This is a genomic window from Algibacter sp. Ld11, assembly GCF_045066735.1.
Taxonomy (GTDB): Bacteria; Bacteroidota; Bacteroidia; order Flavobacteriales; family Flavobacteriaceae; genus Algibacter.
On record NZ_JBISHH010000025.1, the window covers coordinates 204,565 to 231,426 of the forward strand.

A 26,862-nucleotide genomic window follows, 5' to 3' on the forward strand; every position below is an offset into this window, starting at 1 on the left:
AATTAATTTAGTTGGTAGCGTAACAATCGGTAATATCTAGAGGGTCGTCCATTTCTTTTTGCAGCTTAAGCAAGTTTTTAAAAAGGGATTTTACTCTTTCTTTTTGTTCTGGGTTTTTAGAAATGTCTTTTATTTCTTCAGGATCATTTTCAAGATTGAATAATAGTACTTTTTTTAGTTGTGGATAGACCATTAATTTATATCCGTCTTTTCTAATCATTCTTTGAACATCTAAATAGGCACCATAAATGGCATCATATTTACTTTTTGTTTCTTTCCCTTTTGCAATATCTAGGAAGCTATTAAACTCGATGTATTTCGGTTTTTCAATGCCGGCAATATCAAGTGAGGTTGCCATGGCATCTTGCAGATAAACATCAATATTTGATTTTTTATTCTTAGGAATTGTTGGTCCAAGAATAATCATTGGAGGTCTAATACTATGATCGAACAAACTCTGTTTACCTAATAAACCATGTCTTCCCATTGCTAAACCATGATCTGCAGTAAAAATAATGTATGTATTATCCATTTTACCTGAAGTTTTAAGTGCTTCAATAATTTTTCCAATTTGTGCATCTACATGTGTTATACTAGCATAGTATTCTTTAGTATGCGTTTTAATGGCAAGTTCTGTTCTTGGAAAAGGAGCTAAAGCTTCATCCCTTAAATTATCACTATTAGCAATTTGATGTCTAAACGGATATTCTGGCATATAGCTTTCGGGAATACTAATATTTTCCAAACTATACATGTCTTGAAATTGTTGTGGTGCTTGCCTTGGGTCGTGAGGCGCATTAAAGGCTAAATACATAAAGAACGGATTGTCTTTGGATTTAGCTTTGTCTATAAAAGAAATAGCATCGTCTTTTAAAACTTCGCTCCAGTGTGTTCCACCTTGCCAGAAACCTCCTTTAGAAGTATCAGTAGCAGACCAAGATGTATCATTTATAGAGAGCGGTCTATTATAGCCATTCGGCATTATACTGGCAGACTTTGCGTTTTTTATTTTCGATAAAGAGTCAAACTTAGCAACCATTTTTCCATGATCCCAAGCATCTTTTGGCATTCCGGGCCTTACGTGTGTTACATTCTGAAAAACGCTAGTGGCTGGTGCATCAACGTGCCATTTGCCCGTCATGTAAGTGTCGTATCCGCCAGATTCTAAAATTTTTCCCCAAGATTTATTTAGAGAATCTCTTTTAACCCAATTTTGCCTAAAGCTATTTGCTTTCCAAACCGATCTCCCTGAAATTAACATAGCTCTAGAAGCAGCACAAACAGCCCCGCTCCAAGATCCCATATTATAAGCATGAGTAAACGTAGTTCCCTCTTTAACGAGCAAATCCATGGTTGGTGTAATAATTTCGTTATTACCTAAGGCATGAATAGAGGAGTAGGTTTGATCGTCTGTGAAAATGAAAACAATATTTGGTTTTGTTTGCTTTTCTTCTTTTTTGCTACAAGCCAATAACAATAATGAAAGTATTAAAAGAAAAGCTTTATTTGATATATGCATATTTTTATAAAAACTATTTTAAACTGTTTGTTTTGTATTAAAAAAAGTACCTCAAAAGAATAATTCTATTTTCAAGAAATTATTATTGCAAATTTGAGATATCTATTTATAATTACTAATCACAGATGGTTTTTATAAGGGAACAAATGTTTTAAGCTTCTCTTTGTCTATCTAAAGGTCTTCATTATTTTTAAGTTTCACGTATTTACTAGGGATTACTCCAAATTGTTTTTTAAAGCACTTAGAGAAATATGAGGCTGTGTTAAACCCTGTTCGGTACATGATTTCTTTAACAGAAAGGTCGCTACTTTCAAAAAGTTGAACAGCTCGTTTTAAACGAATGTTTCTAATAAATTCACTTGAAGAAAGTCCTGTGAGTTCTTTTGTTTTTAAGTACAAGTTACTTCTGCTCATGTTCATTTCCTTAACGAGCATTTCAACACTAAATTCAGAATTCATCATATGCTTTTCTACAATTTCAATAGCATTTTGCAGAAAGATCTCATCGGATGATGTTACCGTAACTTCATTAGGTTGTAAAGTGATTTCTCTATTAAATCGTTTTCTTAGTTCTTCACGATGTTTTAAGATGTTCGAAATTTTTAATTCGAGTAATTCCAAATCAAAAGGTTTTCTTATGTAAGCATCTGCACCTGTTTTTAAACCTTCGATTTCTTTTTCTTGTGAGATTTTGGCGGTGAGCATAACAACCGGAATATGGCTAGTTTCTTGAGAGCTTTTTAATTTGTTACAAAACTCTATACCGTCCATTACAGGCATCATAAGGTCTGTAATAACAATGTTAGGCATAACTTTATGGGCTAAGTCTAAACCAATTTGTCCATTTTCTGCTTCATAAACATAATACTTTTCTCCGAAGCCTTTTTTGATGAAAGATCTTATGTCTGCATTATCGTCTATTATTAACAAAATGGGTAGTTTAGATCTGGATCTAGATATGTTTTGATCTGCAATATCATCCATAAAGCTAATAGCATGAGAATCTGCATCTTCTTTTGTGAGAAAGGTGTTAGATTCAAAAACTTCATGAAAATTGATACCTGTTTTAGTATCGAAATTTTCTTTTTCTTTAGGTAGCCAAACAATAAATGTCGAGCCATTTTCAGAATCGCTTTTTACTTTAATAATACCTTGGTGTAACTCTACTAAGTTTTTAGTGAAGGAAAGCCCAATACCTGTGCCTTTTGCATTAGTTTGTTTGGTTATACCAATTTCGGTATAAAAACGTTCAAAAATATGTTGAATTCTATGCGCTGGTATTCCAGGCCCGGAATCTTTTACTTGTATAACAATGTATTTTGATTGGTCTATATCTACCTCGATATCTTCGGGTTGTTTAAAATCGTTACCGTCATAAATATTTAAAGTTATATAACCTGCTTCTGGTGTAAATTTAAAAGCATTTGATAATAGGTTATTTATAATTTTTTCGATAGCATCTGGATCAAACCAAGATAGAATTGAATCTTTTGATGCGCTTATTTCAAATAAAATATTCTTCTTTTTACTTAAAAACTGAAATGGTTCTCCTATTTCTTTTAAAAAGTTAACAATATTGCCTTTGCTTAAATTTAGGCTCATTTTGCCTTGGTCCATTTTTCTGAAGTCCAAAAGCTGATTTATTAAGCGTAATAAATAATCTGTATTTTTTTGCATAATTCCGTACTGGTCTTTTGTTTCCTTCGGACTAATGCTTTCTCCTTTTTTTATTAAATAATTTAAAGGCCCTTTAATTAAGGTTAATGGCGTTCTAAATTCATGAGATATGTTTGTGAAAAATTCAAGTTTTAATCGGTGTATTTCTTCATTTTTTTCTTTTTCTAAATGATCAAGTTCTAATAAATGTTTTTTAGTTGAGCGTATTATGGTGTATCTTCTATAAGCCAGAAGTAGTCCTATAGCGATAAGTATATAGAAAAATTGAGCTGCATTTGTTCTATACCACGGCGGAACAACATTAATTCGTAATTCTACCGGTGTTTCGTCCCAGATATTATCATTGTTAGAGGCTTTAACTTTAAGAGTATATTTTCCTGGTTCTAAATTGGTATAAGTGGCGTATCTATTATCCGAGGTTGTATAGACCCAATCTTTGTTAAAACCTTCTAATTTGTAAGCATATTTGTTTTTGCTTGGAGCAGCATAGTGCAGTGCTGCAAATTCAAACGAAAAACTGTTTTCAATGTATTTAAGCTCAATTTCGTTAATTAAGTTTATGGACTGATTTAAAATAACGCGGCCATTTATTTTTTCACCAATGCTAACAGGCTTATTAAATATAGAAAAGTTGGTTAGAACAGTTTCTGCTTTAATTTTATTGCTTAAAATATCTTCAGGATAAAAAGCATTAAAACCATTAACGCCTCCAAAAAGCATTAAGCCTTCTTTCGTTTTTAATGCAGATAACTCACTAAACTCATTACTTTGTAAGCCGTCGTTTACATCATAATTTTGAAATGTTTCCTTCGAAGGGTCAAATTTTGATAATCCTTTATTTGTAGATAGCCACAGGTTGCCTTCGTTATCGTCTAAAATACCTTTTATAACATTATTAGGTAATCCATTTTTCTCTAAATAGGCTTTAAAAATAAGATTATCACTTTCTGTTGATGTCATTAATTTATTCAATCCGCCACCAAAAGTACCTACCCAAATATCACCAGCAGTGCTCTCAAAAACTGTTAAAATGTAATTATGGCTTATTGAGTTTTCATCATTAGGATCGTGTTGGTACTTGTCGAATTTCGGCTTTTTAGAATGTATTTGATCTGGTTTTAAGCGGCTTAAACCACCTCCCGTAGCAAACCAGATATTTCCTTTTGAATCTTGAAAAATGTCTCGGATAATATCGTTCGGAATACTAAATTGATAATTGGAATTGTAATTAAGTACATCTTTTGTGAAGGTAGTACCATCTTCGTTAATTAACCACCTATACACTCCGCCATTGTAAGTGCCAATCCAAATATTTCGCTCCCGATCTTGTAGCAGAGAAAAGACGCCATTAGGAAAATCTTTTATTGGTATTAAATCTTCATTAGTGAGCGGTCTATTTTGTGTTACGTCTATTTCAAAAAGTCCGGGAGAACCTTCTCCTCCAATAAATAATTTTTTTGAATTTTTTAATTGTATTTCTTCAATAGCAAATACTTTATTGAAGTTTGTAAAATGTTGAAACTTATCGTAGTTGTTATCAACGGCTTCTTTATTTAAAAAATTTAACCCGCCACCTTCGGTTCCAACCCATATGTTTTGTTCACTATCTTCGTAAATAGAGCGTACCTTGTCGTTACTTAAACTTTCCGGATCTAAATTATTTTTAATATGTAAAAACTGTTTTTTATAGGGGTCAAAAATATTAACGCCTCCACCATTAGTTCCAGCCCAAATAATGCCTGAATGATCAATAAATAGAGATCTTACTGCATTTTTACTTAAACTTGTGGTCGGGTTTTTGGGATCGTATTTATAGATGGCTACAAGTTCTGGTGTTCTAGTTTTTGAATAATTGGTGAATTCAAAAAGTCCATCTTCTGATCCTGCCCAAATGCTATTGTTATCAATTGAAATAGCATTAAATACACCTTTGTATAGGCGTTGGATTTGGTCCAATTCATTATTGGGTAAATAGCGGTATAAGCCGTTGTTGGTTCCTAAAATTAAATTGCCATAACTATCTTCGGCTATGGTTTTTACATCACCATTTGGTAAATTAATAAGTTTGTTAACGTGTTGAAAATAAATATCCCCATTCTTGTCTCGTGATAGTTTCGATAAACCATGTAGGCCTCCAAACCAAACTTGGTGTTTACTATCTTCGTAAAAAACGCTATTGTTGTTTCCGTTTCTTGCTGGTTTAGAGCTGTTTTGGTATAGGTTAAAGTGTTGGAATTTTAAAGAATCTATTGGCTTCGATAAATCTGCCATATCAATGCCTTTGGAGTGTCCAACCCATAATCTATTGCTACTATCATGAAAAAGCACTCTAATATGATTGCTTTCTATACTATGAGGGTTTTCGGGATCACTTTTAAAAGCTTTAAATTCTTCAGTTTTTTTATCAAAGTAATTTAAGCCTCCACCTGTAGTACCAATCCATAAGTTACCTGTATCATCATCAATAATTTTCCATATTAAATTACTACTAATGCTTTTTGGGTTTTTAGCATCGGGCTTAAAAACAGTGAAATTGTATCCGTCGTATTTATTAAGTCCATCGTGTGTACCAAACCACATAAATAAATTGTTGTCTTGAAAAATGGTGTTAACATCACTTTGTGATAATCCATTTTCGGTGGTAAGGTGATCAAATTTTATTGCATTTTGAGAATAGCAATATTGTAAAGTGATCAATAATAAATTGATCACCAAAAATACATATACTCGAAATAAACGTGTGTTTGTCATACTAACAAATATATAAATTAAACAGATAAAATTTTAGATGTTTATCTAATTTTGATTGTTAGCGTTTATGTTTTACAGGTGTAGTTTGTTGTGCGTTAAACGCTTATTGCTATTTGATAGTTGAAGATACAACATATGTTCTACGTTTTAAAACATATACTGTATTTTAAAACGGTTTAATAATCGAACTTTACAGCATTATTAGGTTTGAGTTATTTAAGACTGATAATAAAAGTAAGTAAATAGTTATAAGAAAATTTTATCTAGTAAAAAATGAAATATATAGTTTGTGAAAAACCAGGAGAGTTTCTTTTGAAAGAAAAAGAAGCTCCGGTAAGAAAAGAAAATGAAGCCCTATTAAAAATAAATAAAGTGGGTATCTGTGGAACCGATTTACATGCTTATGGAGGTAATCAAGCTTTTTTTACTTACCCAAGAATTTTAGGACATGAGTTAGCTTCTGAAGTTTTAGAAATAGGGGAAAACAAAAGAGGTATTAAAGCGGGAGATAAAGTGGTAGTGATGCCGTACGTTAGCTGTGGAGAATGTATTGCTTGCAGAAATGGAAAAACCAATTGCTGTACTAATATAAAAGTTTTGGGTGTACATACCGATGGTGGTATGCAAGAACAAATAGCTGTTCCAGCAGATATTTTATTACCTGCAAACAATTTAACAAACGACCAAATGGCAATTGTTGAGCCTTTAGCAATTGGTGCTCACGCAGTGAGGCGAGCAGATATTAAAAAAGGAGAAATTGTAGCGGTTGTAGGTTGTGGACCTATAGGTATTGGTATCATGAAACTTGCTCAAATAGCAGGAGCAAAGGTAATTGCTATTGATATGAATGAGCAACGATTAACATATGCAAAAGAAAAAATAGGGGTAGACTATATTGTAAAAGCTGGAGATAATGCAGCTACTGAAATTTCTGAAATAACAAACGGTGATTTATGTACCGCAGTATTTGATGCTTCTGGTAATAAATATGCTTTAGAAGCTTGTCCAGATTATATGTCTCATGGTGGGCGTTTTGTTTTAGTAGGGCTTTCTAAAGGTGAGTTAACTTATACACATCCAAAGGTTCATGCTAAAGAAATGACATTAATGTGCAGTAGAAACGCAACTACCGAAGATTTTGAGCATGTTATTAATGTACTAGATCAGTTTCCTACCGATTCTTTTATAACACACAATGTACCCTTTACAGAAATGATAGTAAATTTTGATAGTTGGTTAGACCCAAAAACAGGCGTTATAAAAGCTACTGTAAACTTTAATTAATATAGATGTCGAAGAATTACGTTCAAATAGATCCTAAAGACAATATTATTGTTGCCATAACACCTTTAGAAAAGGGTTTAACAGCTATGGTAGCAGGTAAAGAAGTTGTTTTAAAAGAAAATATAAAACAAAAACATAAATTTTCATTAAACAATTTTAATGTTGGGGACCAGATTTTTATGTACGGTGTTCTAATTGGGAAAGCAGTAAAATCAATTCCCGAAGGATCTGCCATAACCATTGATAATGTTAAGCATGCATCTGCAGAATTTGAAGATTCTAAAGAACAATTCACATGGTCTGCACCAGATGTTTCAAAATTTAAAGAGCGTACCTTTAATGGCTACCATAGAAAGGACGGTAAAGTAGGTACTGCCAATTACTGGTTAGTAATCCCTTTAACCTTTTGTGAAAACAGAAATTTAGATGTTTTAGAAGGTGCGTTGTCAGAAAAATTAGGCTACGAAACCAAAAAAGATTTCGCTGTAGATACGGATGCTTTAATTCGTCAATATAAATCTGGGGCAACATCCGAAGAAATTTTTAATACATCAATTATCACAACCAAGGAAGAGTTGTCTCAAAACCGATTGTTCCCAAATGTCGATGGTATAAAATTTTTAAAACACGACGGAGGTTGTGGAGGAATTCGTCAAGACTCTGAAGTTCTCGTTAAATTATTAGCAGGTTATATCACGAACCCTAACGTTGCAGGAGCTACAGTATTCAGTTTGGGATGTCAAAATGCACAAATAAGTATGTTGCAAGATGCCATAAAAGCTATTGCTCCTAACAATGCAAAGCCAGTTCATTACTTAGAACAACAAAAAAGCGCAAGCGAAAGGCAACTTATTGAAGAAGCAGTAAAGCATACATTTATTGGTTTAACCGAAGCTAATAAAATTGAACGAAAATCAGCACCATTGAGTAAGTTGGTTCTTGGGTTAGAATGTGGGGGCTCAGATGGTTTTTCGGGTATATCTGCGAATCCTGCTTTGGGATATACATCCGATTTATTGGTTGCTTTAGGAGGAAGCCCTGTGCTTTCGGAATTTCCAGAGTTAAACGGTGTAGAGCAAGAATTGATCAATAGATGTGAAACGCCCGAAGATTCTAAAAAGTTTTACAATTTAATGCGTGCATATTCTGCAGCAGCAGTAGCTGTAGGATCTGGATTCGAAAATAATCCTTCACCAGGAAATATAAAAGATGGTTTAATTACAGATGCCATGAAATCTGCCGGAGCAGCAAAAAAAGGTGGAACATCGCCGGTTGTTCAAGTTTTAGATTATACCGAGCAAGTCACAAAACCAGGATTAAACTTATTATGTACGCCAGGGAATGATGTAGAATCTACAACAGGTTTAGTGGGTTCTGGCTGTAATGTTGTGGTGTTTACAACCGGTTTAGGCACGCCAACAGGAAATCCTGTAGCGCCTGTTTTAAAAATGTCTAGTAATACCAATTTATATGAACGAATGAATGATATTATTGATATAAACGCAGGAACTGTAATAACTGGTGAGGATTCTATAGCGTCCATGGGCGAAAAAATTTTAGAGCATATTATTAAGGTGGCTAGTGGGGAAGTGGCTTCAAAAGCTGTTCTTCATGGTAATAACGATTTTATTCCGTGGAAACGCGGTGTTTCTTTATAAGAATAAGAATTTTAAAAATGAAAAAACTAAATAGAACTACAACAAACAAAGCCGTAATACATCCTGTAAAAGTCATGCAGTTTGGCGGAGGTAACTTTTTAAGAGCCTTTTGCGATTGGATGTTTGATGTATTAAATAAAACAACAGATTTTAATGGCAGTGTAGCCGTAGTAAAGCCAACTGAAAGAGGCGATTATACAGAACTGAGAGCGCAGGAAGGTTTGTTTCATGTGGCATTAGACGGTGTTAGACAAGGCAAATTAGTTTCCGAAACCGTTTTAGTCGAATCTGTAAGTCAAGTAATTCAGCCATATACACAGTGGCAAGACTATTTAGCTTTGGCAGAACAGCCGGAAATGCGTTTCATGGTTTCTAATACAACAGAAGCAGGTATTAAGTTTTCCGAAACAGATAAGCAAACAGATATGCCGCCGCACGAGTTTCCTGCCAAATTAACCTTGTGGTTGCACCATAGATTTGTTCATTTTAATGGAGCTGAAGATAAAGGCTGTATTTTACTGCCTTGTGAACTCATTGAGAATAATGGAGTGGCCTTGCTAAAAACAGTTTTAGAATATGCAAATCTCTGGAATTTAAATGAAGACTTTACTACTTGGGTTACTACCTGTAATTATTTTTGTAGTACGCTTGTCGATAGAATAGTATCTGGCTTTCCAGAAGCTAGGCAAGATGCTATTACAGAGCAAATAGGTTATAATGATGATTTATTAGTAGCAGGAGAAGATTACCATAGTTGGGTTATTAAAGGGCCTGCCTTAGTGCAAAAAGAACTGCCATTTGCTCAAACAAATTTAAACGTTCAGTTTGTAGACGACTTGTCTGATTACAGAGAAATGAAAGTTAGAATATTAAATGGCGCTCATACGTCTTTAGTTCCTGTAGGATACTTAGCAGGATTAAGAACAGTAATGGAATGCATGGAAGATGCTGTGGTGTCTAATCATGTGTTACAAGTATTGTCTTCAGAAATAAAACCAACATTAACTAATTTTTCTGAAAAAGAAGTTGATGCGTTTATTAATGCCGTTATCGATCGTTTTAAAAACCCAACATTAAAGCATTTTCTTATTGCTATTTCTTTAAATAGTACTTCTAAATTTCAAGCACGTTTATTGCCTGCGTTTAAGGAATATACAGCTGCAAAAGGGCATTTTCCTGAGCGTATTGCTTTTTCTTTAGCATGTATGATTCGTTTTTATAAAGGGACTTTTCAAAATGAATCGATTGCTGTTAATGATAATGCATCGGTATTAGAATTCTTTGATAAGCAATGGAGCCAGGTCGATGCCGGAGACCAAACCTTGGCAGAATTAGTTCAAAATATCTTATCAAACCAAAGTATAGTAGGTGATAATTTATCTAATTACGAGGGACTAGTTGCTTACGTTTCAGAAAAAATCAAAGAGATAGAACATAGTGGCGTTCATGCTGCTCTTAACGCATTAAATTCTTAATATGATTATTGACTCACATCAACATTTTTGGTATTATAACTCTGAAAAGCATAGCTGGATAGACGATAGTATGTCTGTTATTCGACGAGATTTTATGCCTTCAGATTTGCAAAAAGTATATCAGGAAAATAATATTGACGGATGCGTAGCTGTGCAGGCGGATCAAACTTTAATCGAAACTGAATTTCTGCTGGACTTAGCAGTTAAAAATAGTTTTATCAAAGGTATTGTTGGCTGGGTAGATTTACGAAGTGATGATATAGGTGCTGTTTTAGAGGAATATGGTGGTTACAAAGAAATAAAAGGCTTTAGACATGTTGTGCAAGGCGAAGCGGATCCTAATTTTTTGTTGAGGCCACAATTTCTTAAAGGCATTTCTGGTTTAGAAAAACATGGTTTTACTTACGATATTCTAATATTTCCGCATCAACTAGCAGCTGCATTAGAGTTTGTTAAAGCCTTTCCTAATCAAAAATTTGTTATCGATCATATCGCAAAACCTTATATAAAAGATGGCTTTTTTGATGGCTGGGAAGTTTTGATAAAAGAAATTTCTAAATATGAAAATGTATACTGCAAATTGTCTGGGATGATTACGGAAGCAGATTTTAAGACATGGACACCAACACAAATAGAACCTTATATGAATGTTATTCTAAATGCTTTTGGCTGTAAAAGGATATTATTTGGTTCAGACTGGCCTGTTTGTTTGGTTGCTGGAAATTACAAACAAGTAAAACAATTAGTTACAAATTTTATAGCCGATTTGAGTAAAGACGAACAGGCAGATATTATGGGTAATAACGCAATTAAATTTTATAATTTATAATATGGATTTAGGATTAAAAGGAAAAGTAGTTGTCGTAACAGGCGCTGCAGGAATAAAAGGGAGTATAGGAGAAACAATTGTTCAATCTTTAGCAAATGAAGGCGCAATTCCTGTTATCGTTTGTAGAAACGATAGAGGTTTTGGCTATGAAAAAGAATTGCAAGAAAAGGGTATTGATGCATTGTTTGTGAAAACAGATTTATCTGATTATAAACAAATAGAAGCTGCGGCAAAAACCATTGAAGCTAAATATGGCAGAATAGATGCCTTAATTAATAATGTTGGTGTTAATGATGGTGCTGGATTAGATGCTTCTATAGACGATTTTATGTATTCATTAAAATTGAATATGGTAAGCTATTTTGCTATGGCGAAATATTGCCTACCTATGATAAAAAAAGCTAAAGGAAATATATTGAATATAGGTTCTAAAGTGGCGCTTACAGGTCAAGGAGGAACATCTGGTTATGCTGCATCCAAAGGTGGTGTATTTGGTTTAACAAGAGAATGGGCAGTGGATTTAATTAGCTTTGGAATTCGCTCAAACGCTATTGTTATAGCAGAAAGTTGGACGCCAGCTTATGACAACTGGATTAAAACTTTAGAGGATGGTGAGGAAAAATTAAAGAATATTGTAAAGAAAATTCCTTTAGAAAATAGAATGACCACGCCAGAAGAAATTGCAGACCAATGTTTGTTCACTATTTCAGAAAAATCTTCGCACACAACGGGGCAGTTTATAACTGTAGATGGTGGGTATGTACATTTAGATAGGTCTTTATTAACTGAGTAATTAAACAAATACAAACTAAACAACCAAATTAATGAGTAACTTAAAAAAAATACCAGTAGTTAGAAAAGAGCTATTGTTCCCTTTTGTAATTATAACCTCTTTGTTTGCACTCTGGGGAATAGCAAACGATTTAACAAATCCTATGGTTTCTGCATTTAAAAAAGTAATGCCTGAACTATCTAATATGCAAGCCTCTTTGGTGCAATTTGCTTTTTATTTTGGCTATTTCTTTATGGCGCTTCCTGCTGCTTTATTTATTAGAAAATACACTTATAAATCTGGTATTATTTTAGGGTTGTCTTTATATGCTATCGGGGCGTTTTTGTTTTATCCTGCTGCTGCTAACGAAACGTTTACTTATTTTTTAATTTCACTTTGGGTTATTACTTGTGGATTGGCTTTTTTAGAAACAACTTCAAATCCTTTAATTTTGGCATTAGGAGATAAAGAAACAGCAACCCAACGTTTAAATTTAGCACAGGCTTTTAACCCTATTGGGTCTTTAACAGGCATGATAATCGCACAAGTTTTTGTAATTAGTGCTTTGCGTTCTGATGATTATACAATAGAGGCTTATAATGCTTTAACCTCTGATGAGTTAGCTGCTGTTAGAGAAAATGATTTGGGAATTATTAGTGTACCTTATATTGGTTTAGGTATTTTGGTTTTAGTTATTATGTCTATTATCATTTTTACTAAAATGCCAAAAACGGCTGCAGAAGATAAAATGTCTCTTTCAGAATCTTTTAATAAATTATTTTCCAATAGTAATTATAAGTTTGGTGTTGTAGCTCAAGCCTTTTATGTAGGTGCTCAAATTATGTGTTGGACTTATATTTTTCAGTATGTAGATAACATTAATGAAACATTGGGTACGGAACTTACAGCGACTTATTTTAATGTTGCAGCTATGATTTCTTTCTTGGCTGGGCGTTGGATTGGTACTGCATTAATGAGAACTATAAATCCTTCGAAAATGTTGATGATGTTTGGTATTGGTGGTGTGGTTTGCTGTGCAGGAGCTATTTTGTTATCAGGAATGCCAGGATTAATTTCTTTAGTTACCGTATCAGTATTTATGTCTATAATGTTTCCAACAATCTATGGTATTGCATTAAAAGATATGGGTGATGAAGCTAAAATTGGGTCGGCTGGTCTAGTTATGGCTATTGTTGGTGGTGCGCTAATGCCAGTTTTACAAGGAAGTATTTTAGATTGGGGTGGACCCGGTTTTGCAGATGAAAAAATACTAGGTTTTATTCCAGAGGTAAACTTCTCTTTTGTTCTGCCTTTAATTTGTTTAGCCGTAGTTGCTTTTTACGGTTATAGTACTAACAAGAAACAACTAAACTAAGATTTTTATGAGCACACAAAGATATTGTTATTCTTGCGACTTAAAAGATGATTCAAAATTAATAGCAGAATATAAGGCCTATCATGCAGCAGGTAATGCTTGGCCAGAAATAACCAAAAGTATAAAGGGAGCAGGAATTGTAGATATGGAAATTTATCTGACAGGAAATCGTATGTTTATGATTATGGAAGTCGATGAAACATTTGACCCTGTAAAGAAAGCCGAAATGGATGCTAACAATCCAAAAGTACAAGAATGGGAAAACTTGATGTGGAACTACCAACAAGAATTGCCATGGGCAAAAGATGGTGAAAAGTGGATTGCACTAGAACAGGTTTTTAAATTGGCTTAAAAGCAGTTTTTAAGCTCCGTAAATTTTATAAAAAGCTTGACTTTAAGAAAAACTTAGAGTTAAGCTTTTATTTTTTGGACTTACATATTACTACTTTTAAAAAGAAAAACCTCTAAAAAAAAAGTATGCCTATAGTCATTAGTTTCTCACGCTTCTTGTATACTTTAACAGCGCTTTTTTCAATTCCAAAGTGTTTGAATTTTAGTAATAAAGAAAACCTTAGTAGATGTCTTTCTAAAATACCATGTGTCTCTTTTTTTTGTGTTTGAAATATAATTTATAAACGAGATATGTTATGATTTAAAATCATTAAGGATTAAATTTGTGAATGGCTTTATTCTTTGAGAATAAAGAATAATTTAAAAGATGAAATAAGTAGGTGTTAAATGAAATTATTTGAAGACCAGGATTTTATGTTTCCAATAGCTTTTGAGGAAATTCTACAACGCGTTAGAAATATCGACCCTGTTAAATATAGTTCTACAAGAAATTACATAAACGGAGCAGTCACTTATTTATCGCCGTATATATCGAGGGGTATTATTTCTACTCAATATATACTTAATGAAATTCTAGCCCGCGGCTACCAACCTTACAATATTGAGAAATTTGTACAGGAATTAGCTTGGCGAGATTATTGGCAACAAGTATGGATTGCTAAGGGTAATGCCATAAATCGAGATTTAAAACACGAACAAAAGTCAATATCAAATACGCTTATTCCTAATGCTATTGTAAATGCAAACACAGGAATTGAAGCTATAGATTTGGCTATTAATGAGTTTTATGAAACGGGTTACATCCATAATCACCTACGTATGTACGTTGCATCAATAGCTTGTAATATAGGACAAAGTCATTGGAAAGTTCCAGCACAATGGATGTATTACCATCTTTTAGATGCAGATTGGGCTAGTAATGCTTTAAGTTGGCAATGGGTTGCAGGAACTAATGCCAATAAAAAATATGTTGCTAATCAAGACAATATAAATAAATATTGCTTTACACAGCAAAAGGATACTTTTTTAGATGTGCCTTATGAAGCTTTTAGTGGTATGCAAATCCCTGAGATTTTAAAGGATATGTCTCGGTTAGAGTTAAAAACAATTTTACCAAAAAATGAAGTTATTAAGATTGATAAATCTCAACCAACTTGTATCTATAATTTTTACAATTTAGATCCTCTTTGGAAAAAAGATATCTCGGTTAATAGAGTTTTGTTATTAGAACCGTCTCATTTTAAAGACTATCCCGTGTCACAAAAAACAATCGATTTTATTGTTGCTTTTGTAAAAGCAAACATTTCCAATGTTCAGATTTATACAGGTGAATTTAATGATCTTATTAACAATTATAACTGTGGTGAAATCTATTATAAAGAGCACCCATTAAATAACCATTACGATGGTATTGAAGAAGACAGAGATTGGATGTTTACTGTAAAAGGGTATTATCCGTCATTTTTCGCTTTTTGGAAAAAATGCAAGAAAGAGCTTCGTTATTAAACTTTTATGCAATTCGTGTTTTGGTAATAGTTGGAAAGCAATTTAAGGTGTTTAGTGTTCATCTATCGATTTTTTCGAATTACAAAAACACTAATATATTTAATTGAAGAGCAGGTTTTTTAATGCTTTAGCCAATATTGTTAAGTATATTTGTATTCGGTTTTGCAAGAACTTCATTATCCATATCTGCAAATTTGAATAACCTTAAAAAGGTTTTATAAAACTTAGCCTAAAATTAAATAGAATGAATATTTTAAGTATAGCAGTCTTTTTATCTAGTGGAGCTTTTTTTTTCTATGGTATTAATTGTTTAATTTCTCAAAAAATGGCAGATGAGTTTGTTAGGTTTGGTTTAAACAAACCACAAAGGATATTAACAGGTTGCTTGCAATTATTGGGTGCTCTAGGGGTATTTTTAGGTTATTTTTTTCTGCCTGATTTAGTTTTTATCGCTTCGGCTGGATTAACACTTTTAATGCTTATGGGGTTTGCAGTGAGGTTGAAGATAAAGGATAACCTCATACAATCTTTACCCTCATTTGTGTTTGTGCTTATTAATCTATATATCTGCTTAGAGTATTATGATAGCCTTACTTTAATTAAAATTTAAAGGAAAGCGATTACCAAGCACATTATTAAAAATAGTGCTGCTGGAAAAGATTTTATTAAAGGGTCATTTATTTTGAGATGCATTATTATCGATCCTGTTAAAAAAGCGGCTAAACCTAAAGCCGCAGGTTGCTTTAAAGCCGGATACCATATGGCAATTATGAGTAATATAGCGAGTGTTACTTTCACAAAACCTATAACATAGCATAGCGCAGGGGGCAAGCCATATTCTTTAAATTCTTCTAAAATAGTTATAGCATTTCCACCACGCCATTTTGTTGGTTTTTTGTTTTGTACGAGCCACACATTCAAAATACTAATTCCTACGATAATCTGACAAGCAATAATTAAATAATTCATATCTTAAAGTTTTATTTGTTTTGTTAAAAGTTAGATTAACTATAGGTGCTTCGTTATTTTAGAGCTCATCGGCTTTAAAATAGAAAAGAAATAATCTATTAATTTTCCTTCATCATCAACTAGATATTTTTGAAAATTCCATTTTACACTAGAATCTGATGTTCCGTTAAGCTCTTTTGTTGTAAGCCATTTATATAGAGGATGCTGGTCGCTACCTTTTACATCTATCTTTTCTGAAATTAAAAATGTAACGCCATAATTACGTTCACAAAACGTTTGTATTTCGTCTGAATTACCAGGTTCTTGCCCGCCAAATTGGTTACAAGGCAATCCAATAACAACGAGTTTATCTTTAAAGGTATCGCTTAACTGTTGTAACTCTTTGTATTGGCTAGTAAACCCGCATTTTGAAGCTACATTTACAAATAAAATATGTTTCCCTTTAAACGAAGTTAGGTCTATAGGCTTTCCATTAAGGCCATTAATATTTATATCATAAAGAGATATCATTGAGTTATTGACTGGTTTTCTATTGGAAACTGTTTTCGCTGTACTAATTGTTTTCATCTTAATGGCTGTTTAGATAGTTCTGTAATTCCGCTATTTTATTTGGTGTGTTAAATACACCGCCATAAAAAGAAGTTATAGTAGTAGATGTATCATCTTTAATACCACGAGATGAAACACATAAATGTTTGGCATCTATAATAACAGCAACATCTTTGGTGTCCAATATTTTAGTGAGTTCAGTAGCTATTTGGTTCGTTAATCGTTCTTGTACTTGAGGTCTTTTTGCGTAATATTGTACTATTCTATTTAGTTTAGAGAGACCAATAACTTTACCCGAGGAAATATAAGCAACGTGTGCTTTACCGATAATTGGCACAAAGTGATGCTCACAATTAGAGTAAAACGTAATGTTTTTTTCGACTAGCATTTGGTTGTATTGATATTTATTGTCAAACAATGCTACTTTAGGTTTGTTGGCAGGGTTTAAGCCTGAAAAAATTTCATCGATGTACATTTTTGCAACCCGATTTGGGGTACCTTTTAATGAATCGTCGCTGAGGTCTAAGCCCATAACATCCATTATTTGTGAAAATAAATCTGCAATTTTATCTTTCTTTTCATCGTCAGATATTTCAAAAGCATTCAATTTCATTGGTGTTTCAAGACCTGTGTAAATATGGTCATCACCAATTTCTTCTTCAGAAAAACCATCAATTTGGTTTTCTTTAATAAGGGTATTCAACATAGTTTCTTGGTGTTTCATAAAGCTTTATCTTTAAATCTAGTGTCGGGTCAATCTCTGGTTTTAGCAAGTTGTATATTACTATGGCAATATTTTCGGCCGTAGGGTTTAGATCTGTAAATTCCTCAGTATCTAGGTTCAAGTTTTTATGGTCAAATCTGTTAAGTATTTTTTCTTTTATAATATGTGATAAAATTTTGGTATCTATTACATAGCCGATTTCTGCATTGCAAACACCAATAACTTTTACTTCTAATTCGTAATTATGGCCGTGATAATTTGGGTTATTACATTTTCCGAAAATTTCCTTGTTCTTTTCGTCACTCCAATTCTTATTATGTAATCTGTGTGCTGCATTAAAATGTTCACACCTAACAATTGCTGTTTTGTCCATAGAGTTAAACTTTCTTTGTTTTTTGAAATGCTTATATCACAAAAATACTTATTTTTGTTTAATGTTTAGCTATTAAAGTTAAACAAAATAATAAAACTTATAACTTTGCATAGTTAACCAATGCTTTAATTTTTAGATGTCAATGAACAATTCAGAATACAAAATACACATTGTAGGGGCAGGAGTTAGTGGTTTAATAGCTGCTACCGTTTTTGAAAAAAATGGATTTTCTCCTGTTATTATTGAGGCAACTGATACCGTTGGCGGAAGGGTAAAAACAGATATTGTTAATGGCTATCAATTAGATCATGGTTTTCAAGTACTACTCACGGCATATCCTGCAGCTCAAAAATATCTCGATTTCGAAGCTTTGGAATTACAAAAGTTCTTGCCAGGTGCTACTATTTTTAAAAGCGGGGAAGGCATAAATATAGGAGATCCGTTAAGAGACGCCTCATTATTATTATCAACATTATTCTCGGGAATAGGTACTTTTTCTGATAAGATTAAAATACTTAAGCTAAATAATAACTTAAAGAATAAAACTGTATTAGATATTTTTTCTGAGAAAGAACAATCTACACTTTCTTATTTAAAAGACTTCGGCTTTTCTTTACCAATGATAGAAGATTTTTTTATGCCTTTTTTTAGCGGTATATTTTTAGAGAATACATTGGAGACATCGAGTAGAATGTTCGAGTTTGTGTATAAAATGTTTGGTGAAGGCTATGCCACATTACCTAAGGCAGGTATAGGAGCTATACCCGAGCAATTATCTCAAAATTTGAAAAACACATTATTTAAATTTAATACCAAAGTAAAATCAATAAAAGATAGAGAAATAGAACTCTCTAATGGTGATAAATTGGAAAGTCATTTTACGGTAGTAGCAACAGATGCAAGTCATCTTATACCAAATTTAAAAAAACAAGCAACGCAATGGAAATCTTGTGATACATTGTATTTTGAAACTTCTAATCGGGTTATTAAAAAACCGCTTATCGGGCTTATTCCAAAATATGGAACTCTTATTAATAATATATTTTATCATACCAGCTTAGGGACTAGCTCAAAAGTTAATAAGGAGTTACTTTCTGTTACTGTTGTAGATAATCAAAATTTAACTAAAGATGTTCTAATTAAACGTGTGCAAAAGGAATTAAATGAACACTGCAACATCGAATCGTGTAAATTTATTAAGCATTATGAGATACCGATGTCTTTACCGAATATGAATAATTTACAGTATGAAATGGCACCCTCTGAAACACGATTAAATTCGAGTATTTTTCTTGCTGGAGATATGCAACTCAATGGATCGCTCAATGCTGCTATGATATCTGGTGAAAGGGCTGCACTTGGAGTGATAGAGGTTTTGTCTAATAATATTGAGGCTTCAAATATAACCTCTGAATATTGTTAATTAGATATTTCATACTTCTTTAATAACTCCAAAGTTGTATAGTTTAAAGCTTTTTGATGTGTTGATTCTAGAATAACAAAAGGGGCTTTACCAGCACGCTCAGCTTCCAACCATCTTGATATGCATAAACACCATTTTGAACCTGGTATCAAACCAGGAAAATCCCATTGAGGTATAGGTGTAGAAAGGTTGTTACCACGGAGCTTAGTGAAATCTAAAAATTCTTTTGTAACCACTGCGCAAATAACATGTGTTCCAGAGTCTTCTTGAATAGTTCTACAATATCCATCTCTAAAATACCCTGTTGCCGGATTAGTACAACAGGGTTTTAGTGCTGTTCCGAGTACATTTAATTCAATGTTAGACATACAATTATAATCCTGAACTTGGTCTACCTTTTAATCGAACATCAATTCTTTTTTTCTTGACGGTTAAGCGTTTCATCGTATCCATCAATTTTGAATCTTTAGTTTTCTTGTAAATTTCATTAATAGCTAAAATAAGTCGTTTAGCTTCTCTTGAGGCCATTACTCTATCACTTGTTGACATATGGCTCATTTTTTCATTTTCAAATAATGTAGCTTCTTTTAAAATATCCATATTTTTTTGTTTAAAGATATGTAAATATAGTTAAACAAAATTAAATTTGCAATTACTACTTCTTGTTTATCAATTGTTTGATGTTAAAAAAAGAAAAAATTAAAATAGACTGTTAAAAAAGAGGGCGCTGTTGCAGCTAGAATCTAAGATGGCTTTTATTTTATATGTTTTGTCGAAAATGTACATAGACGTGAGTAGAAGCTTAAGTTTTTGGTTTTTTTGTGGTAAAGAGAAGTCTTAGGTTAGGTGTTAAAAGATAATTTTAATTATTTTTTATCTTTTAAAATCATCTTTTATGCGAAAGCAAACTTCAAGCATTTGGTATAAATCGGGATGCTTTTTCTTCATTCTTTCAGGTTGTTCAAAAAAATATTCTGAAGCTACAGCTAAAAATTCGGCTTCATTAGTACCTCCGTAATTTCTAATGTCAGACTTATTGTTATTAATATCCTCCATTTCTTTATGGATAATTTTTAGCCAAGGAATAACATAGGGCTGCTGTATTAATGTTTCTGGTACACCATCTGTTAAGCCATCTAGTTTGTCTATTAAGTGTACAAACTCATGAATACCTGTGTTGTGAATATGAGATTTTTTCTGAAAGCCGTTATGCAATGCTTTTCGTGATAAAATCATTTGATGCTCAAATTGTCCGGTACCAACCATACCAGCAATTTGTCGGTTTTCATCGGTTTGAGCAAAACCTAAATTTTCATTAAAATGGTCTGGGTAAACTAAAACGGTACTTAGATTTTTATAATGCCATTCTGAAAAATTAAAAACAGGAATAACAGCGCTACAAGCAATTAATATTTTATCAATGTCTTCGAGATTGAAACCAACACTTTCTATGTTTACTTCGCTTAAAAACACCATAACACGTTTCTGAAATCGTTTTTGCTCAGCGATTGATAAAACTTTATAAAAATTAACATGCTGCATAATTTGAGTATGCCAATTTGCGGGGAATTTTTCTGCCTTTTTCTTTTTGGTGGTATAAAGAGTATAAAGAGCGAAAGTCACTAATAGTATAAAAGCAATAATAAATGCCATAAAGTAATGTGTTAGTTTGCTGTAAAGGTATTCTATTTTATAAATAACGTAAATTACTGTCTATATTGCAGTGCTTTTTTACTACATCATAAAAATGAACTGAACTTACTTTCTCCTAAAAAATGAAAGTCCTCCAAACAAAAACATAACAATTGCCATTAGTAATAATCCGTAAGCTTCTCGTGCTTCTTCTACATTTTTAATATCTCCTTTTCCAATTTCAAAGCCTTCAAAACTTTCAGGGTAGGCAATTATAAAACCCATTAAAAAAGCACCTCCTAATATTAACAATAGCTTGTATGGCACTTTATTGAAGGCAGAGGCGAAACTTACGGCCGAAGCAATACAGTAAATACATATCCATAAAAACGGGTCGGGATCATTATATTGAACGATTGCTCCAAAAATAAATAAAATACCAAATGTGATTCCGAGTACTTTTAACAAAATATTCATTCTAATTTTAATGTTGTTAATGATTTTTAAAATTTAAAGATAAGCGTAACTATTTTTTATCGCGTGTATATACGTGATGTTTTTATTGAAATTTCTAAATGAATTTTCTTTGTTTTTATGCTAAGCTTTTAAATATCAGTGAGAAATACATAGAAGCACATTACTTATTTTTTTGGAGGTTTGCCATATTTTGATAATATACATTTAGAGTATTGAATGAATTAAACATTATATTTATCCTGAATGTATAAAATTAGCTTATCAATATTTAGGTGTTATTTCGTATAAATGTTATATCTGTTGGGTATTACATCATTGATGCTGTTATTAATGTAGCACCTAGTTTAGTTGTGAATACTAACTGTAATTTATCGTTCATCGAGTATGAAAATGTTTCAATACCGTTTAAAAAATAACCTTTAATATAATGAACTTCTATAGAATTCTCTTAGCTGCTTTTATTCTTTTGGCGATGTCTTGTGGATCTTCATCCAATATTAAATTTATAAATGAAGGTACTTTTGTACGCGCAAAATCTAATCCTATAATTTATCCTGAGATGGAAGGGTTGAAGGGACGTATTGGAGAAAACATAAATGGACCTTCTGTTATTAAAGTTCCTAAATGGATAGAAAATCCACTTGGTAAGTATTACATGTATTTTGCACATCATCATGGAAAGTTTATACGATTGGCTTATGCTAATAATCCGTTGGGACCATGGACTATTTACAAACCCGGTGTGTTACATATAGATAAAACTTCAGCTAGAGGACATATTGCTTCACCAGACATTATTATAGATGAAGAAACCATGAGTATTAGACTGTATTTTCATGGATATAATGAGGATAAATCAGGACAGAAAACCTTTGTAAGCACTTCTAAAAATGGATTGGATTTTATTGCTTCAGAAACGGTATTAGGACCTTCTTATTTTCGTGGTTTTAAATACAAATCGACATATTATGCCTTAGTTAAAGGCTCTTTTTATCGTTCGGAAGATGGTTTAAAATCTTATTCGAAAGGCGCGTCTATATTACCGAAAGCCAGGCATACTGCGGTAACTTTGTATCAAGATAATCTTGTTGTTTTTTATTCGCAAAAAGGTGATGCTCCTGAACGCATTCTTAGTTGTGAGGTAAACCTTGCTGAAGGGACTTGGAAAAACTGGAAGGCTAGTACTGCAAGAGAAATATTAAAACCAGAAATAGACTACGAAGGTGTTAATCTGCCTATTAAAAAATCTGTTAAAGGCTCTTCTAAAAAACCAGTGCATGAATTAAGAGATCCTGCTATTCTAATAGATAATGGAGAGGTTTATCTTTATTATTCGGTTTCGGGTGAGTTTGGCATTGCAGTTGCGAAACTCAAAAAATAAGCAAATATTCTTTCACAATTTTTATTAACCTAATAAAATCTAAAAGTAGTTGTAACAGAAATAGTTGGTGTTGGTTAGAATGTCTCGCCTTTATTTTTGGATGATAAGGAATAAGGTAAAGGTTGGAATTTGAAAATATCTAAAACTTATTTGGGTTAATTAAAAGATTAAACGTAGTAACATATTGATATATTAAACCGTTTATTTGTGGCTAGATATAAATTATGATTTTTATTACCTGCGTATTTTTTGGATTTATTATTGCTGCTTCTGGCAGTATTGTGCCTAGTTTTTTAAACCTTACTGTAGTTAAGTTTAGTTTAAAAAGTGGCCAGAAATCGGCATTTTATCTCATAGGTGGTTTTGCCACCGTATTATTTTTTCAAGCTAATATTGGAGCCTATCTCTCCAGTGTTTTAATGAAGAATTCGGAATATATTACGCTGCTACAGAAGGTAGGTACGGCTATTTTAATCTTATTAGCTATTAATTTTTTTAGATTATATTTTACTTCTAAAAAGCAAATAAAAAAACAAGAAATCGATAAATCTAAAGCTTATGCACACGGTATAGGTATGTCTTTACTTAATACCTTTGCTATTCCGTTTTATTTTACATCTATTTCGTTATTAATAGGGCTAGAATATTTTGAATACTCTCTTCTTAATAGTTTATATTTTTCTATAGGTTCTACGGCGGGCTCATTTACGTTGTATGCGCTTTATGCCACAGTAGCAACAAGAATTGAGCACAAACTTACTTATATAGCAACAAAAATGGATTTTATTTTAGGCTGTTTAACAGGAGTTGTTGGAGTTGGGAACCTGATTTATTTACTGTAATATTTTAAAAATGATATTGCTATTTCAATCTTAAGTTGAAGCGAGTATCATTTTTCATTTTGTAAAGTTTTTATATCATTTATGAGTGCCTCCATATCCAAAGCTACGGTGCCATTATAAACACCACGAATCCTTTTAGTTTGGTCTACTAAAATTAAATGTTCTGTATGTAGAAACTCTGTACTATCTCTGCTGAAACCAATATCTTCTTCGGCGTAATAAGATTGCCTAGCTAATTTATAAATGTCACTTTTTGAACCCGTTAGAAATTGCCAATTCTCGTTTGTAATATCATGGTTTTTCTTGTAAGCCTTTAATTTACTAGGCGTATCTATCCAAGGTGTAACAGAATACGATAGAAAAACAAGATCTTGATTGTTTTGCAAGCTATCACTTACTATTTTTAAATGATCTGTCATTACCGGGCAAATACTGCCACAAGTGGTGAAAATAAAATTAGCAACGTGTATTTTGTTTTGAATTATACTTTGATTCACTAAAATACTATCCTGATTTAAGAATTCAAAATCATCAATAGTATGCGTGATTTCTTTTTGAATGCTAGATTTATCCTTTATAAATACCGGTGTAAAAGTCGGGTCATTATAGTAAGGTAAAGCTGTGTTCTCTTCCGTATTCTGAGGCTTTTTTTTGCTTCCGTTACAACTAATTAATAAAACACTACTTATTAATAAAAATACTATCCGATACATTTACACAATTTTTAGTTCCTAATAATCCATATCTCTTACCACTAATGATAACGTAGTTTGCTCTAATTTTTCCATTATCATACCATAGTTTTTGAGAGCCTTCCTCTTGTCCGTTTAAATAATGAGCCAAATGAAATAAAAAGCCATCGCTATTCCATTCTTTTAATTCGCCTTCATAGGCATCATTTTTAGCGGTATATTCAAACCTTTTATTTCCGTTTTTCCAAAATGCAATTTGCTTCCCGTTTTTTTGTCCAGACGAATAATGACGTAATTCCTTTAACTTATTGTTGGTATACCATTTTTTTGATGTATCTTCTTTTAAGCCATTGTAATAACCTTCTAATAAAAGAGTATCCGCAGTTTCTGGGTGTAGTTCGTAAACAAAACCTGAATAGATGCTACCTTCAGCATAAAGTAAACTTGCTTTTGTTATAGTTTTTGATCTTAAAACAAATGAAACAGGAATGTTTTTAATAATGCCAGTTTCATTTGTTTTGTTTTTACAAGAACAAACACAAAAAATCAAGAAAAATAAATAGGCGTATTTCATTACTGCGTTACAGTTCCAGGTGTTCCGTAATATCCGTTTCCGTTTATGTAAGGATCTGTATTAGTAATATGATAATGGTAAATTCCATCAGGATAATCTTCGGTAGCGTGACTATGGCCATGGTAGGCATCCAATCCGGTAACGTCTATTCCGTTTTCTTCAGGACCATAAACAGGAAAACCGTCTAATAGAAAACCAAGTAGGGCAGACTTTGTGGCTGTTACCGTTGTTAAATATAGTGGCTCAATATGATAGTGAAACGTTCCATTTCCTGTTGGATGCCCCCAGTATTTATCAAAACTTTGAAACTCATCGGTAAGTGGTTGGTTAGGTCCTGCATATTGATTAAAAAGAGGCACACCGTTTAAAGATACTCCTATGGCACCAAGTGGCGTAGCGGCTTGGTTAGTCGCTACTGTTGGGTTTAAAGGTATTTTAAAAGTATAATCGAATGAAGCGATGGTATTTGGGTTTTTTACAAAATCGTAGCCTTCAAAAGTAGTACCACTAAAATCTTCGTATAATTCACTTGAAGTTGGGTAATACACACTTTTATGGTCTGGCATACCATTCGTGTTTATTGTAATATAAGTACCATCACTTGTAATACTTGTTGCGCCGTAAATTTTAAAATACACATCGGGAACTTCTATAGTTTCATTGGTTGTTACCTTATCGTCTTCACTACAACTAACTAGGCCTAAAAATATCATTATTATGGCTGCGATTTTAATATATTTTGCTTTCATATACATTTTATTTTATTCGTTTATGTTGTTTGGGGTATATTAATATTATTTTAAATATATAGTTTTTATTCTATTATTCTTACGCATCGTACAAAATTGTACACGTAACGAACATCTCCTTGTGGACCAAAAAACTGAGGAAAATTATTTTTATTTCCACTTTTAGGGTCGCTTCTTTGGCAGCCTGCACCATGCACATCCATTAGAGTTCCTCTCATTTCTCCTTGTCCTTCGCCAAAAGCAATATAAGCAGCGCTAGCAGATGGGTTTCTACCATCTAAATGTGTTGTGCTAGTCCAGAAATAAGGGTATTGGCCAGATTTTCCTTTTGGATCATTTATTTCTGTTGTGTCGAATATCGGGTTTATAGCCGGAGAATTTGTTGTTTGAGGAGATCTTGAGTAATCTACAATACTTTGTAACGCTTTGGCATTGGGTAAACGCCAATCGTTATAGTTTGCGAGTTCTAGGTTTTCTGCATAGTTTAAAGATGTTTCCCAATCTCGTCCTTTTCCATCATCTGCTTTTTGCCACATTAATCCGGTGGCATAATCGCTTATTGTACCATCTCCATTATCTATAAAATTGTTTTTTCCATATGCTGTGTTTCCTCTAACCATGCGAAAATACATAGTGTTTTTATCTCCGGTTCTGGGTTTGTATTTAGGATATCCTTTAATTCTTCCATCCACAAAATTAACACCAAAAACGGTGGCGTCTTTTCTCATGGTTTTACCTACGTATTCTGTTGCCGACCAAGTTTGCGCATCAATTTCACGTTCACCAATACTTGTGTTTCCTAGTGGTTGATTAAAATATTCAGTATCAATAAACATATCTATGGTAGTAGCTCCTTTTACTTTTCCTGTAAATAAAATAAGTGAGTACAATTCTTTTATTGTTGGAACACGCCAATCTGTATGTTCTCCAAGATTTGAGTTTTTTGCTTTTACAAAGGCTTCTTCAAAAGTGATTTTTGTACCCATATTTTTTTCCCATACCAAGCCTGTAACATGGTCTGTAATCGTGCCGTCATTATTATCGGTGTAAGAAGGCTGATTACCAGTGTATGTAGCATCTTGCCCATAAAAAGGTTGAGCTTTGGTTGGTGCTGTTATTATGGCTGTATTACTATAAAATGCGTTTACACCTGTATCTACAATAGGGTAGGTGGCTTGAGCTTTTACCACAGAAATAACCGAAACAAATAGGCCTAGTGCCGTAAACAGTTTTTTGCTATAATGTATCATCTCTTTGTGTTTAGTATTAACTTACTACAA

At 32.7% G+C, this 26,862-nt stretch carries 26 protein-coding genes; 12 read left to right on the top strand and 14 right to left on the bottom strand.

Going from position 1 to position 26,862, the window contains the following annotated elements:
* Positions 1-7: 7 nt before the first annotated feature.
* Together ACJJV4_RS14495 and ACJJV4_RS14500 are read right to left on the bottom strand one after the other, a co-directional pair.
* Complete coding sequence (locus ACJJV4_RS14495; RefSeq protein WP_405295689.1) at positions 8-1,519, bottom strand: sulfatase-like hydrolase/transferase; 1,512 nt, start codon at positions 1,517-1,519, stop codon at positions 8-10.
* 171 nt (positions 1,520-1,690) lie between these two features.
* On the bottom strand, positions 1,691-5,947 hold the full coding sequence (locus ACJJV4_RS14500) for a two-component regulator propeller domain-containing protein (protein ID WP_405295691.1): 4,257 nt from the start codon (positions 5,945-5,947) through the stop codon (positions 1,691-1,693).
* A gap of 273 nt (positions 5,948-6,220) precedes the next feature.
* Here ACJJV4_RS14500 and ACJJV4_RS14505 point away from each other — a divergent pair, with 273 nt between their 5' ends.
* From ACJJV4_RS14505 to ACJJV4_RS14545, 9 genes are all read left to right on the top strand, one after another.
* Entirely contained in the window at positions 6,221-7,231 is a 1,011-nt protein-coding gene (locus tag ACJJV4_RS14505; RefSeq protein ID WP_405295693.1) for a zinc-binding alcohol dehydrogenase family protein, read from the top strand.
* Between the two features lie 5 nt (positions 7,232-7,236).
* Positions 7,237-8,889 (top strand): UxaA family hydrolase, encoded by a 1,653-nt coding sequence (locus ACJJV4_RS14510; RefSeq protein WP_405295695.1) that lies wholly within the window; start codon positions 7,237-7,239, stop codon positions 8,887-8,889.
* Between the two features lie 17 nt (positions 8,890-8,906).
* A complete protein-coding gene (locus ACJJV4_RS14515; protein WP_405295697.1) occupies positions 8,907-10,364 on the top strand; it encodes a tagaturonate reductase in 1,458 nt (485 codons plus the stop codon).
* A 1-nt stretch (position 10,365) separates the two neighbouring features.
* The gene (locus ACJJV4_RS14520; RefSeq protein WP_405295699.1) at positions 10,366-11,193 is read left to right on the top strand and encodes an amidohydrolase family protein; all 828 of its coding nucleotides are present in this window, start codon (positions 10,366-10,368) and stop codon (positions 11,191-11,193) included.
* 1 nt (position 11,194) lies between these two features.
* Entirely contained in the window at positions 11,195-11,986 is a 792-nt protein-coding gene (locus ACJJV4_RS14525) for an SDR family oxidoreductase (RefSeq protein ID WP_405295701.1), read from the top strand.
* Between the two features lie 31 nt (positions 11,987-12,017).
* Complete coding sequence (fucP, locus tag ACJJV4_RS14530) at positions 12,018-13,340, top strand: L-fucose:H+ symporter permease (protein ID WP_405295703.1); 1,323 nt, start codon at positions 12,018-12,020, stop codon at positions 13,338-13,340.
* A 7-nt stretch (positions 13,341-13,347) separates the two neighbouring features.
* The gene (locus ACJJV4_RS14535) at positions 13,348-13,692 is read left to right on the top strand and encodes an L-rhamnose mutarotase (protein ID WP_405295705.1); all 345 of its coding nucleotides are present in this window, start codon (positions 13,348-13,350) and stop codon (positions 13,690-13,692) included.
* A 386-nt stretch (positions 13,693-14,078) separates the two neighbouring features.
* Positions 14,079-15,197: an FAD-binding domain-containing protein gene (locus tag ACJJV4_RS14540; RefSeq protein WP_405295707.1), complete on the top strand. Its 1,119-nt coding sequence runs from the start codon at positions 14,079-14,081 to the stop codon at positions 15,195-15,197.
* Positions 15,198-15,441: 244 nt separating this feature from the next.
* Positions 15,442-15,807 carry a DoxX family protein gene (locus tag ACJJV4_RS14545; protein ID WP_405295708.1) on the top strand — a complete coding sequence of 122 codons (366 nt, stop codon included), beginning with the start codon at positions 15,442-15,444 and terminating at the stop codon, positions 15,805-15,807.
* Here the strand turns inward: ACJJV4_RS14545 and ACJJV4_RS14550 are convergent.
* The 4 genes from ACJJV4_RS14550 to ACJJV4_RS14565 are packed head-to-tail and all read right to left on the bottom strand — an operon-like array spanning position 15,804 to position 17,812.
* A complete protein-coding gene (locus tag ACJJV4_RS14550) occupies positions 15,804-16,166 on the bottom strand; it encodes a DoxX family protein (protein WP_405295710.1) in 363 nt (120 codons plus the stop codon). The two genes, ACJJV4_RS14545 and ACJJV4_RS14550, sit on opposite strands and share 4 nt — an antisense overlap.
* A 39-nt stretch (positions 16,167-16,205) precedes the next feature.
* Positions 16,206-16,733, bottom strand: a complete 528-nt coding sequence (locus tag ACJJV4_RS14555) for a glutathione peroxidase (protein WP_405295712.1) — start codon at positions 16,731-16,733, stop codon at positions 16,206-16,208.
* A gap of 1 nt (position 16,734) precedes the next feature.
* Positions 16,735-17,439, bottom strand: coding sequence for a GTP cyclohydrolase I FolE (folE, locus tag ACJJV4_RS14560; protein WP_405295714.1), 705 nt, complete (start codon positions 17,437-17,439; stop codon positions 16,735-16,737).
* Positions 17,402-17,812, bottom strand: a complete 411-nt coding sequence (locus ACJJV4_RS14565) for a 6-pyruvoyl trahydropterin synthase family protein (RefSeq protein WP_405295716.1) — start codon at positions 17,810-17,812, stop codon at positions 17,402-17,404. Before ACJJV4_RS14565 ends, folE begins: the two co-directional genes overlap by 38 nt.
* Before the next feature lie 142 nt (positions 17,813-17,954).
* On the opposite strand from ACJJV4_RS14565, the gene ACJJV4_RS14570 reads away from it, so the two are divergent.
* Positions 17,955-19,235 (top strand): FAD-dependent oxidoreductase, encoded by a 1,281-nt coding sequence (locus tag ACJJV4_RS14570; RefSeq protein WP_405295718.1) that lies wholly within the window; start codon positions 17,955-17,957, stop codon positions 19,233-19,235.
* On the opposite strand, the gene ACJJV4_RS14575 is transcribed toward ACJJV4_RS14570, so the two are convergent.
* The 4 genes from ACJJV4_RS14575 to ACJJV4_RS14590 form a co-directional block, all read right to left on the bottom strand.
* A complete protein-coding gene (locus tag ACJJV4_RS14575; RefSeq protein WP_405295720.1) occupies positions 19,232-19,603 on the bottom strand; it encodes a DUF2237 family protein in 372 nt (123 codons plus the stop codon). The genes ACJJV4_RS14570 and ACJJV4_RS14575 overlap by 4 nt on opposite strands.
* Before the next feature lie 4 nt (positions 19,604-19,607).
* Complete coding sequence (locus ACJJV4_RS14580) at positions 19,608-19,835, bottom strand: hypothetical protein (RefSeq protein ID WP_405295722.1); 228 nt, start codon at positions 19,833-19,835, stop codon at positions 19,608-19,610.
* Between the two features lie 273 nt (positions 19,836-20,108).
* Positions 20,109-20,888, bottom strand: a complete 780-nt coding sequence (locus tag ACJJV4_RS14585; RefSeq protein ID WP_405295724.1) for a zinc-dependent peptidase — start codon at positions 20,886-20,888, stop codon at positions 20,109-20,111.
* A 105-nt stretch (positions 20,889-20,993) separates the two neighbouring features.
* On the bottom strand, positions 20,994-21,344 hold the full coding sequence (locus ACJJV4_RS14590) for a transmembrane 220 family protein (protein ID WP_405295726.1): 351 nt from the start codon (positions 21,342-21,344) through the stop codon (positions 20,994-20,996).
* A gap of 427 nt (positions 21,345-21,771) precedes the next feature.
* Here ACJJV4_RS14590 and ACJJV4_RS14595 point away from each other — a divergent pair, with 427 nt between their 5' ends.
* Positions 21,772-22,725 carry a hypothetical protein gene (locus tag ACJJV4_RS14595; protein ID WP_405295728.1) on the top strand — a complete coding sequence of 318 codons (954 nt, stop codon included), beginning with the start codon at positions 21,772-21,774 and terminating at the stop codon, positions 22,723-22,725.
* Between the two features lie 224 nt (positions 22,726-22,949).
* A complete protein-coding gene (locus ACJJV4_RS14600) occupies positions 22,950-23,567 on the top strand; it encodes a LysE family translocator (protein ID WP_405295730.1) in 618 nt (205 codons plus the stop codon).
* A 47-nt stretch (positions 23,568-23,614) separates the two neighbouring features.
* Here the strand turns inward: ACJJV4_RS14600 and ACJJV4_RS14605 are convergent, their stop codons facing one another.
* From ACJJV4_RS14605 to ACJJV4_RS14620, 4 genes are all read right to left on the bottom strand, one after another.
* Positions 23,615-24,280: an SCO family protein gene (locus tag ACJJV4_RS14605; protein ID WP_405295732.1), complete on the bottom strand. Its 666-nt coding sequence runs from the start codon at positions 24,278-24,280 to the stop codon at positions 23,615-23,617.
* Positions 24,249-24,833 carry a toxin-antitoxin system YwqK family antitoxin gene (locus ACJJV4_RS14610; RefSeq protein ID WP_405295735.1) on the bottom strand — a complete coding sequence of 195 codons (585 nt, stop codon included), beginning with the start codon at positions 24,831-24,833 and terminating at the stop codon, positions 24,249-24,251. Before ACJJV4_RS14610 ends, ACJJV4_RS14605 begins: the two co-directional genes overlap by 32 nt.
* The gene (locus tag ACJJV4_RS14615; protein WP_405295737.1) at positions 24,833-25,582 is read right to left on the bottom strand and encodes a YHYH protein; all 750 of its coding nucleotides are present in this window, start codon (positions 25,580-25,582) and stop codon (positions 24,833-24,835) included. Before ACJJV4_RS14615 ends, ACJJV4_RS14610 begins: the two co-directional genes overlap by 1 nt.
* Positions 25,583-25,647: 65 nt before the next feature.
* Positions 25,648-26,832, bottom strand: coding sequence for a DUF1566 domain-containing protein (locus tag ACJJV4_RS14620; RefSeq protein WP_405295739.1), 1,185 nt, complete (start codon positions 26,830-26,832; stop codon positions 25,648-25,650).
* Between the last annotated feature and the right edge of the window lie 30 nt (positions 26,833-26,862).

Bases quoted from the DNA above. Each gene is read 5' to 3' on its own strand.
- ACJJV4_RS14545 (WP_405295708.1), top strand. From the start codon at position 15,442: ATGAATATTTTAAGTATAGCAGTCTTTTTATCTAGTGGAGCTTTTTTT.
- ACJJV4_RS14585 (WP_405295724.1), bottom strand. From the start codon at position 20,888: ATGGCATTTATTATTGCTTTTATACTATTAGTGACTTTCGCTCTTTAT.
- ACJJV4_RS14510 (WP_405295695.1), top strand. From the start codon at position 7,237: ATGTCGAAGAATTACGTTCAAATAGATCCTAAAGACAATATTATTGTT.
- ACJJV4_RS14570 (WP_405295718.1), top strand. From the start codon at position 17,955: ATGAACAATTCAGAATACAAAATACACATTGTAGGGGCAGGAGTTAGT.
- ACJJV4_RS14555 (WP_405295712.1), bottom strand. From the start codon at position 16,733: ATGAAAACAATTAGTACAGCGAAAACAGTTTCCAATAGAAAACCAGTC.
- ACJJV4_RS14595 (WP_405295728.1), top strand. From the start codon at position 21,772: ATGAACTTCTATAGAATTCTCTTAGCTGCTTTTATTCTTTTGGCGATG.
- ACJJV4_RS14540 (WP_405295707.1), top strand. From the start codon at position 14,079: ATGAAATTATTTGAAGACCAGGATTTTATGTTTCCAATAGCTTTTGAG.
- ACJJV4_RS14520 (WP_405295699.1), top strand. From the start codon at position 10,366: ATGATTATTGACTCACATCAACATTTTTGGTATTATAACTCTGAAAAG.
- ACJJV4_RS14590 (WP_405295726.1), bottom strand. From the start codon at position 21,344: ATGAATATTTTGTTAAAAGTACTCGGAATCACATTTGGTATTTTATTT.
- ACJJV4_RS14600 (WP_405295730.1), top strand. From the start codon at position 22,950: ATGATTTTTATTACCTGCGTATTTTTTGGATTTATTATTGCTGCTTCT.
- ACJJV4_RS14500 (WP_405295691.1), bottom strand. From the start codon at position 5,947: ATGACAAACACACGTTTATTTCGAGTATATGTATTTTTGGTGATCAAT.
- ACJJV4_RS14550 (WP_405295710.1), bottom strand. From the start codon at position 16,166: ATGAATTATTTAATTATTGCTTGTCAGATTATCGTAGGAATTAGTATT.
- ACJJV4_RS14565 (WP_405295716.1), bottom strand. From the start codon at position 17,812: ATGGACAAAACAGCAATTGTTAGGTGTGAACATTTTAATGCAGCACAC.
- ACJJV4_RS14575 (WP_405295720.1), bottom strand. From the start codon at position 19,603: ATGTCTAACATTGAATTAAATGTACTCGGAACAGCACTAAAACCCTGT.
- ACJJV4_RS14525 (WP_405295701.1), top strand. From the start codon at position 11,195: ATGGATTTAGGATTAAAAGGAAAAGTAGTTGTCGTAACAGGCGCTGCA.
- ACJJV4_RS14610 (WP_405295735.1), bottom strand. From the start codon at position 24,833: ATGAAATACGCCTATTTATTTTTCTTGATTTTTTGTGTTTGTTCTTGT.
- fucP (WP_405295703.1), top strand. From the start codon at position 12,018: ATGAGTAACTTAAAAAAAATACCAGTAGTTAGAAAAGAGCTATTGTTC.
- ACJJV4_RS14495 (WP_405295689.1), bottom strand. From the start codon at position 1,519: ATGCATATATCAAATAAAGCTTTTCTTTTAATACTTTCATTATTGTTA.
- ACJJV4_RS14615 (WP_405295737.1), bottom strand. From the start codon at position 25,582: ATGAAAGCAAAATATATTAAAATCGCAGCCATAATAATGATATTTTTA.
- ACJJV4_RS14515 (WP_405295697.1), top strand. From the start codon at position 8,907: ATGAAAAAACTAAATAGAACTACAACAAACAAAGCCGTAATACATCCT.
- ACJJV4_RS14580 (WP_405295722.1), bottom strand. From the start codon at position 19,835: ATGGATATTTTAAAAGAAGCTACATTATTTGAAAATGAAAAAATGAGC.
- ACJJV4_RS14535 (WP_405295705.1), top strand. From the start codon at position 13,348: ATGAGCACACAAAGATATTGTTATTCTTGCGACTTAAAAGATGATTCA.
- ACJJV4_RS14620 (WP_405295739.1), bottom strand. From the start codon at position 26,832: ATGATACATTATAGCAAAAAACTGTTTACGGCACTAGGCCTATTTGTT.
- ACJJV4_RS14605 (WP_405295732.1), bottom strand. From the start codon at position 24,280: ATGTATCGGATAGTATTTTTATTAATAAGTAGTGTTTTATTAATTAGT.
- folE (WP_405295714.1), bottom strand. From the start codon at position 17,439: ATGAAACACCAAGAAACTATGTTGAATACCCTTATTAAAGAAAACCAA.
- ACJJV4_RS14505 (WP_405295693.1), top strand. From the start codon at position 6,221: ATGAAATATATAGTTTGTGAAAAACCAGGAGAGTTTCTTTTGAAAGAA.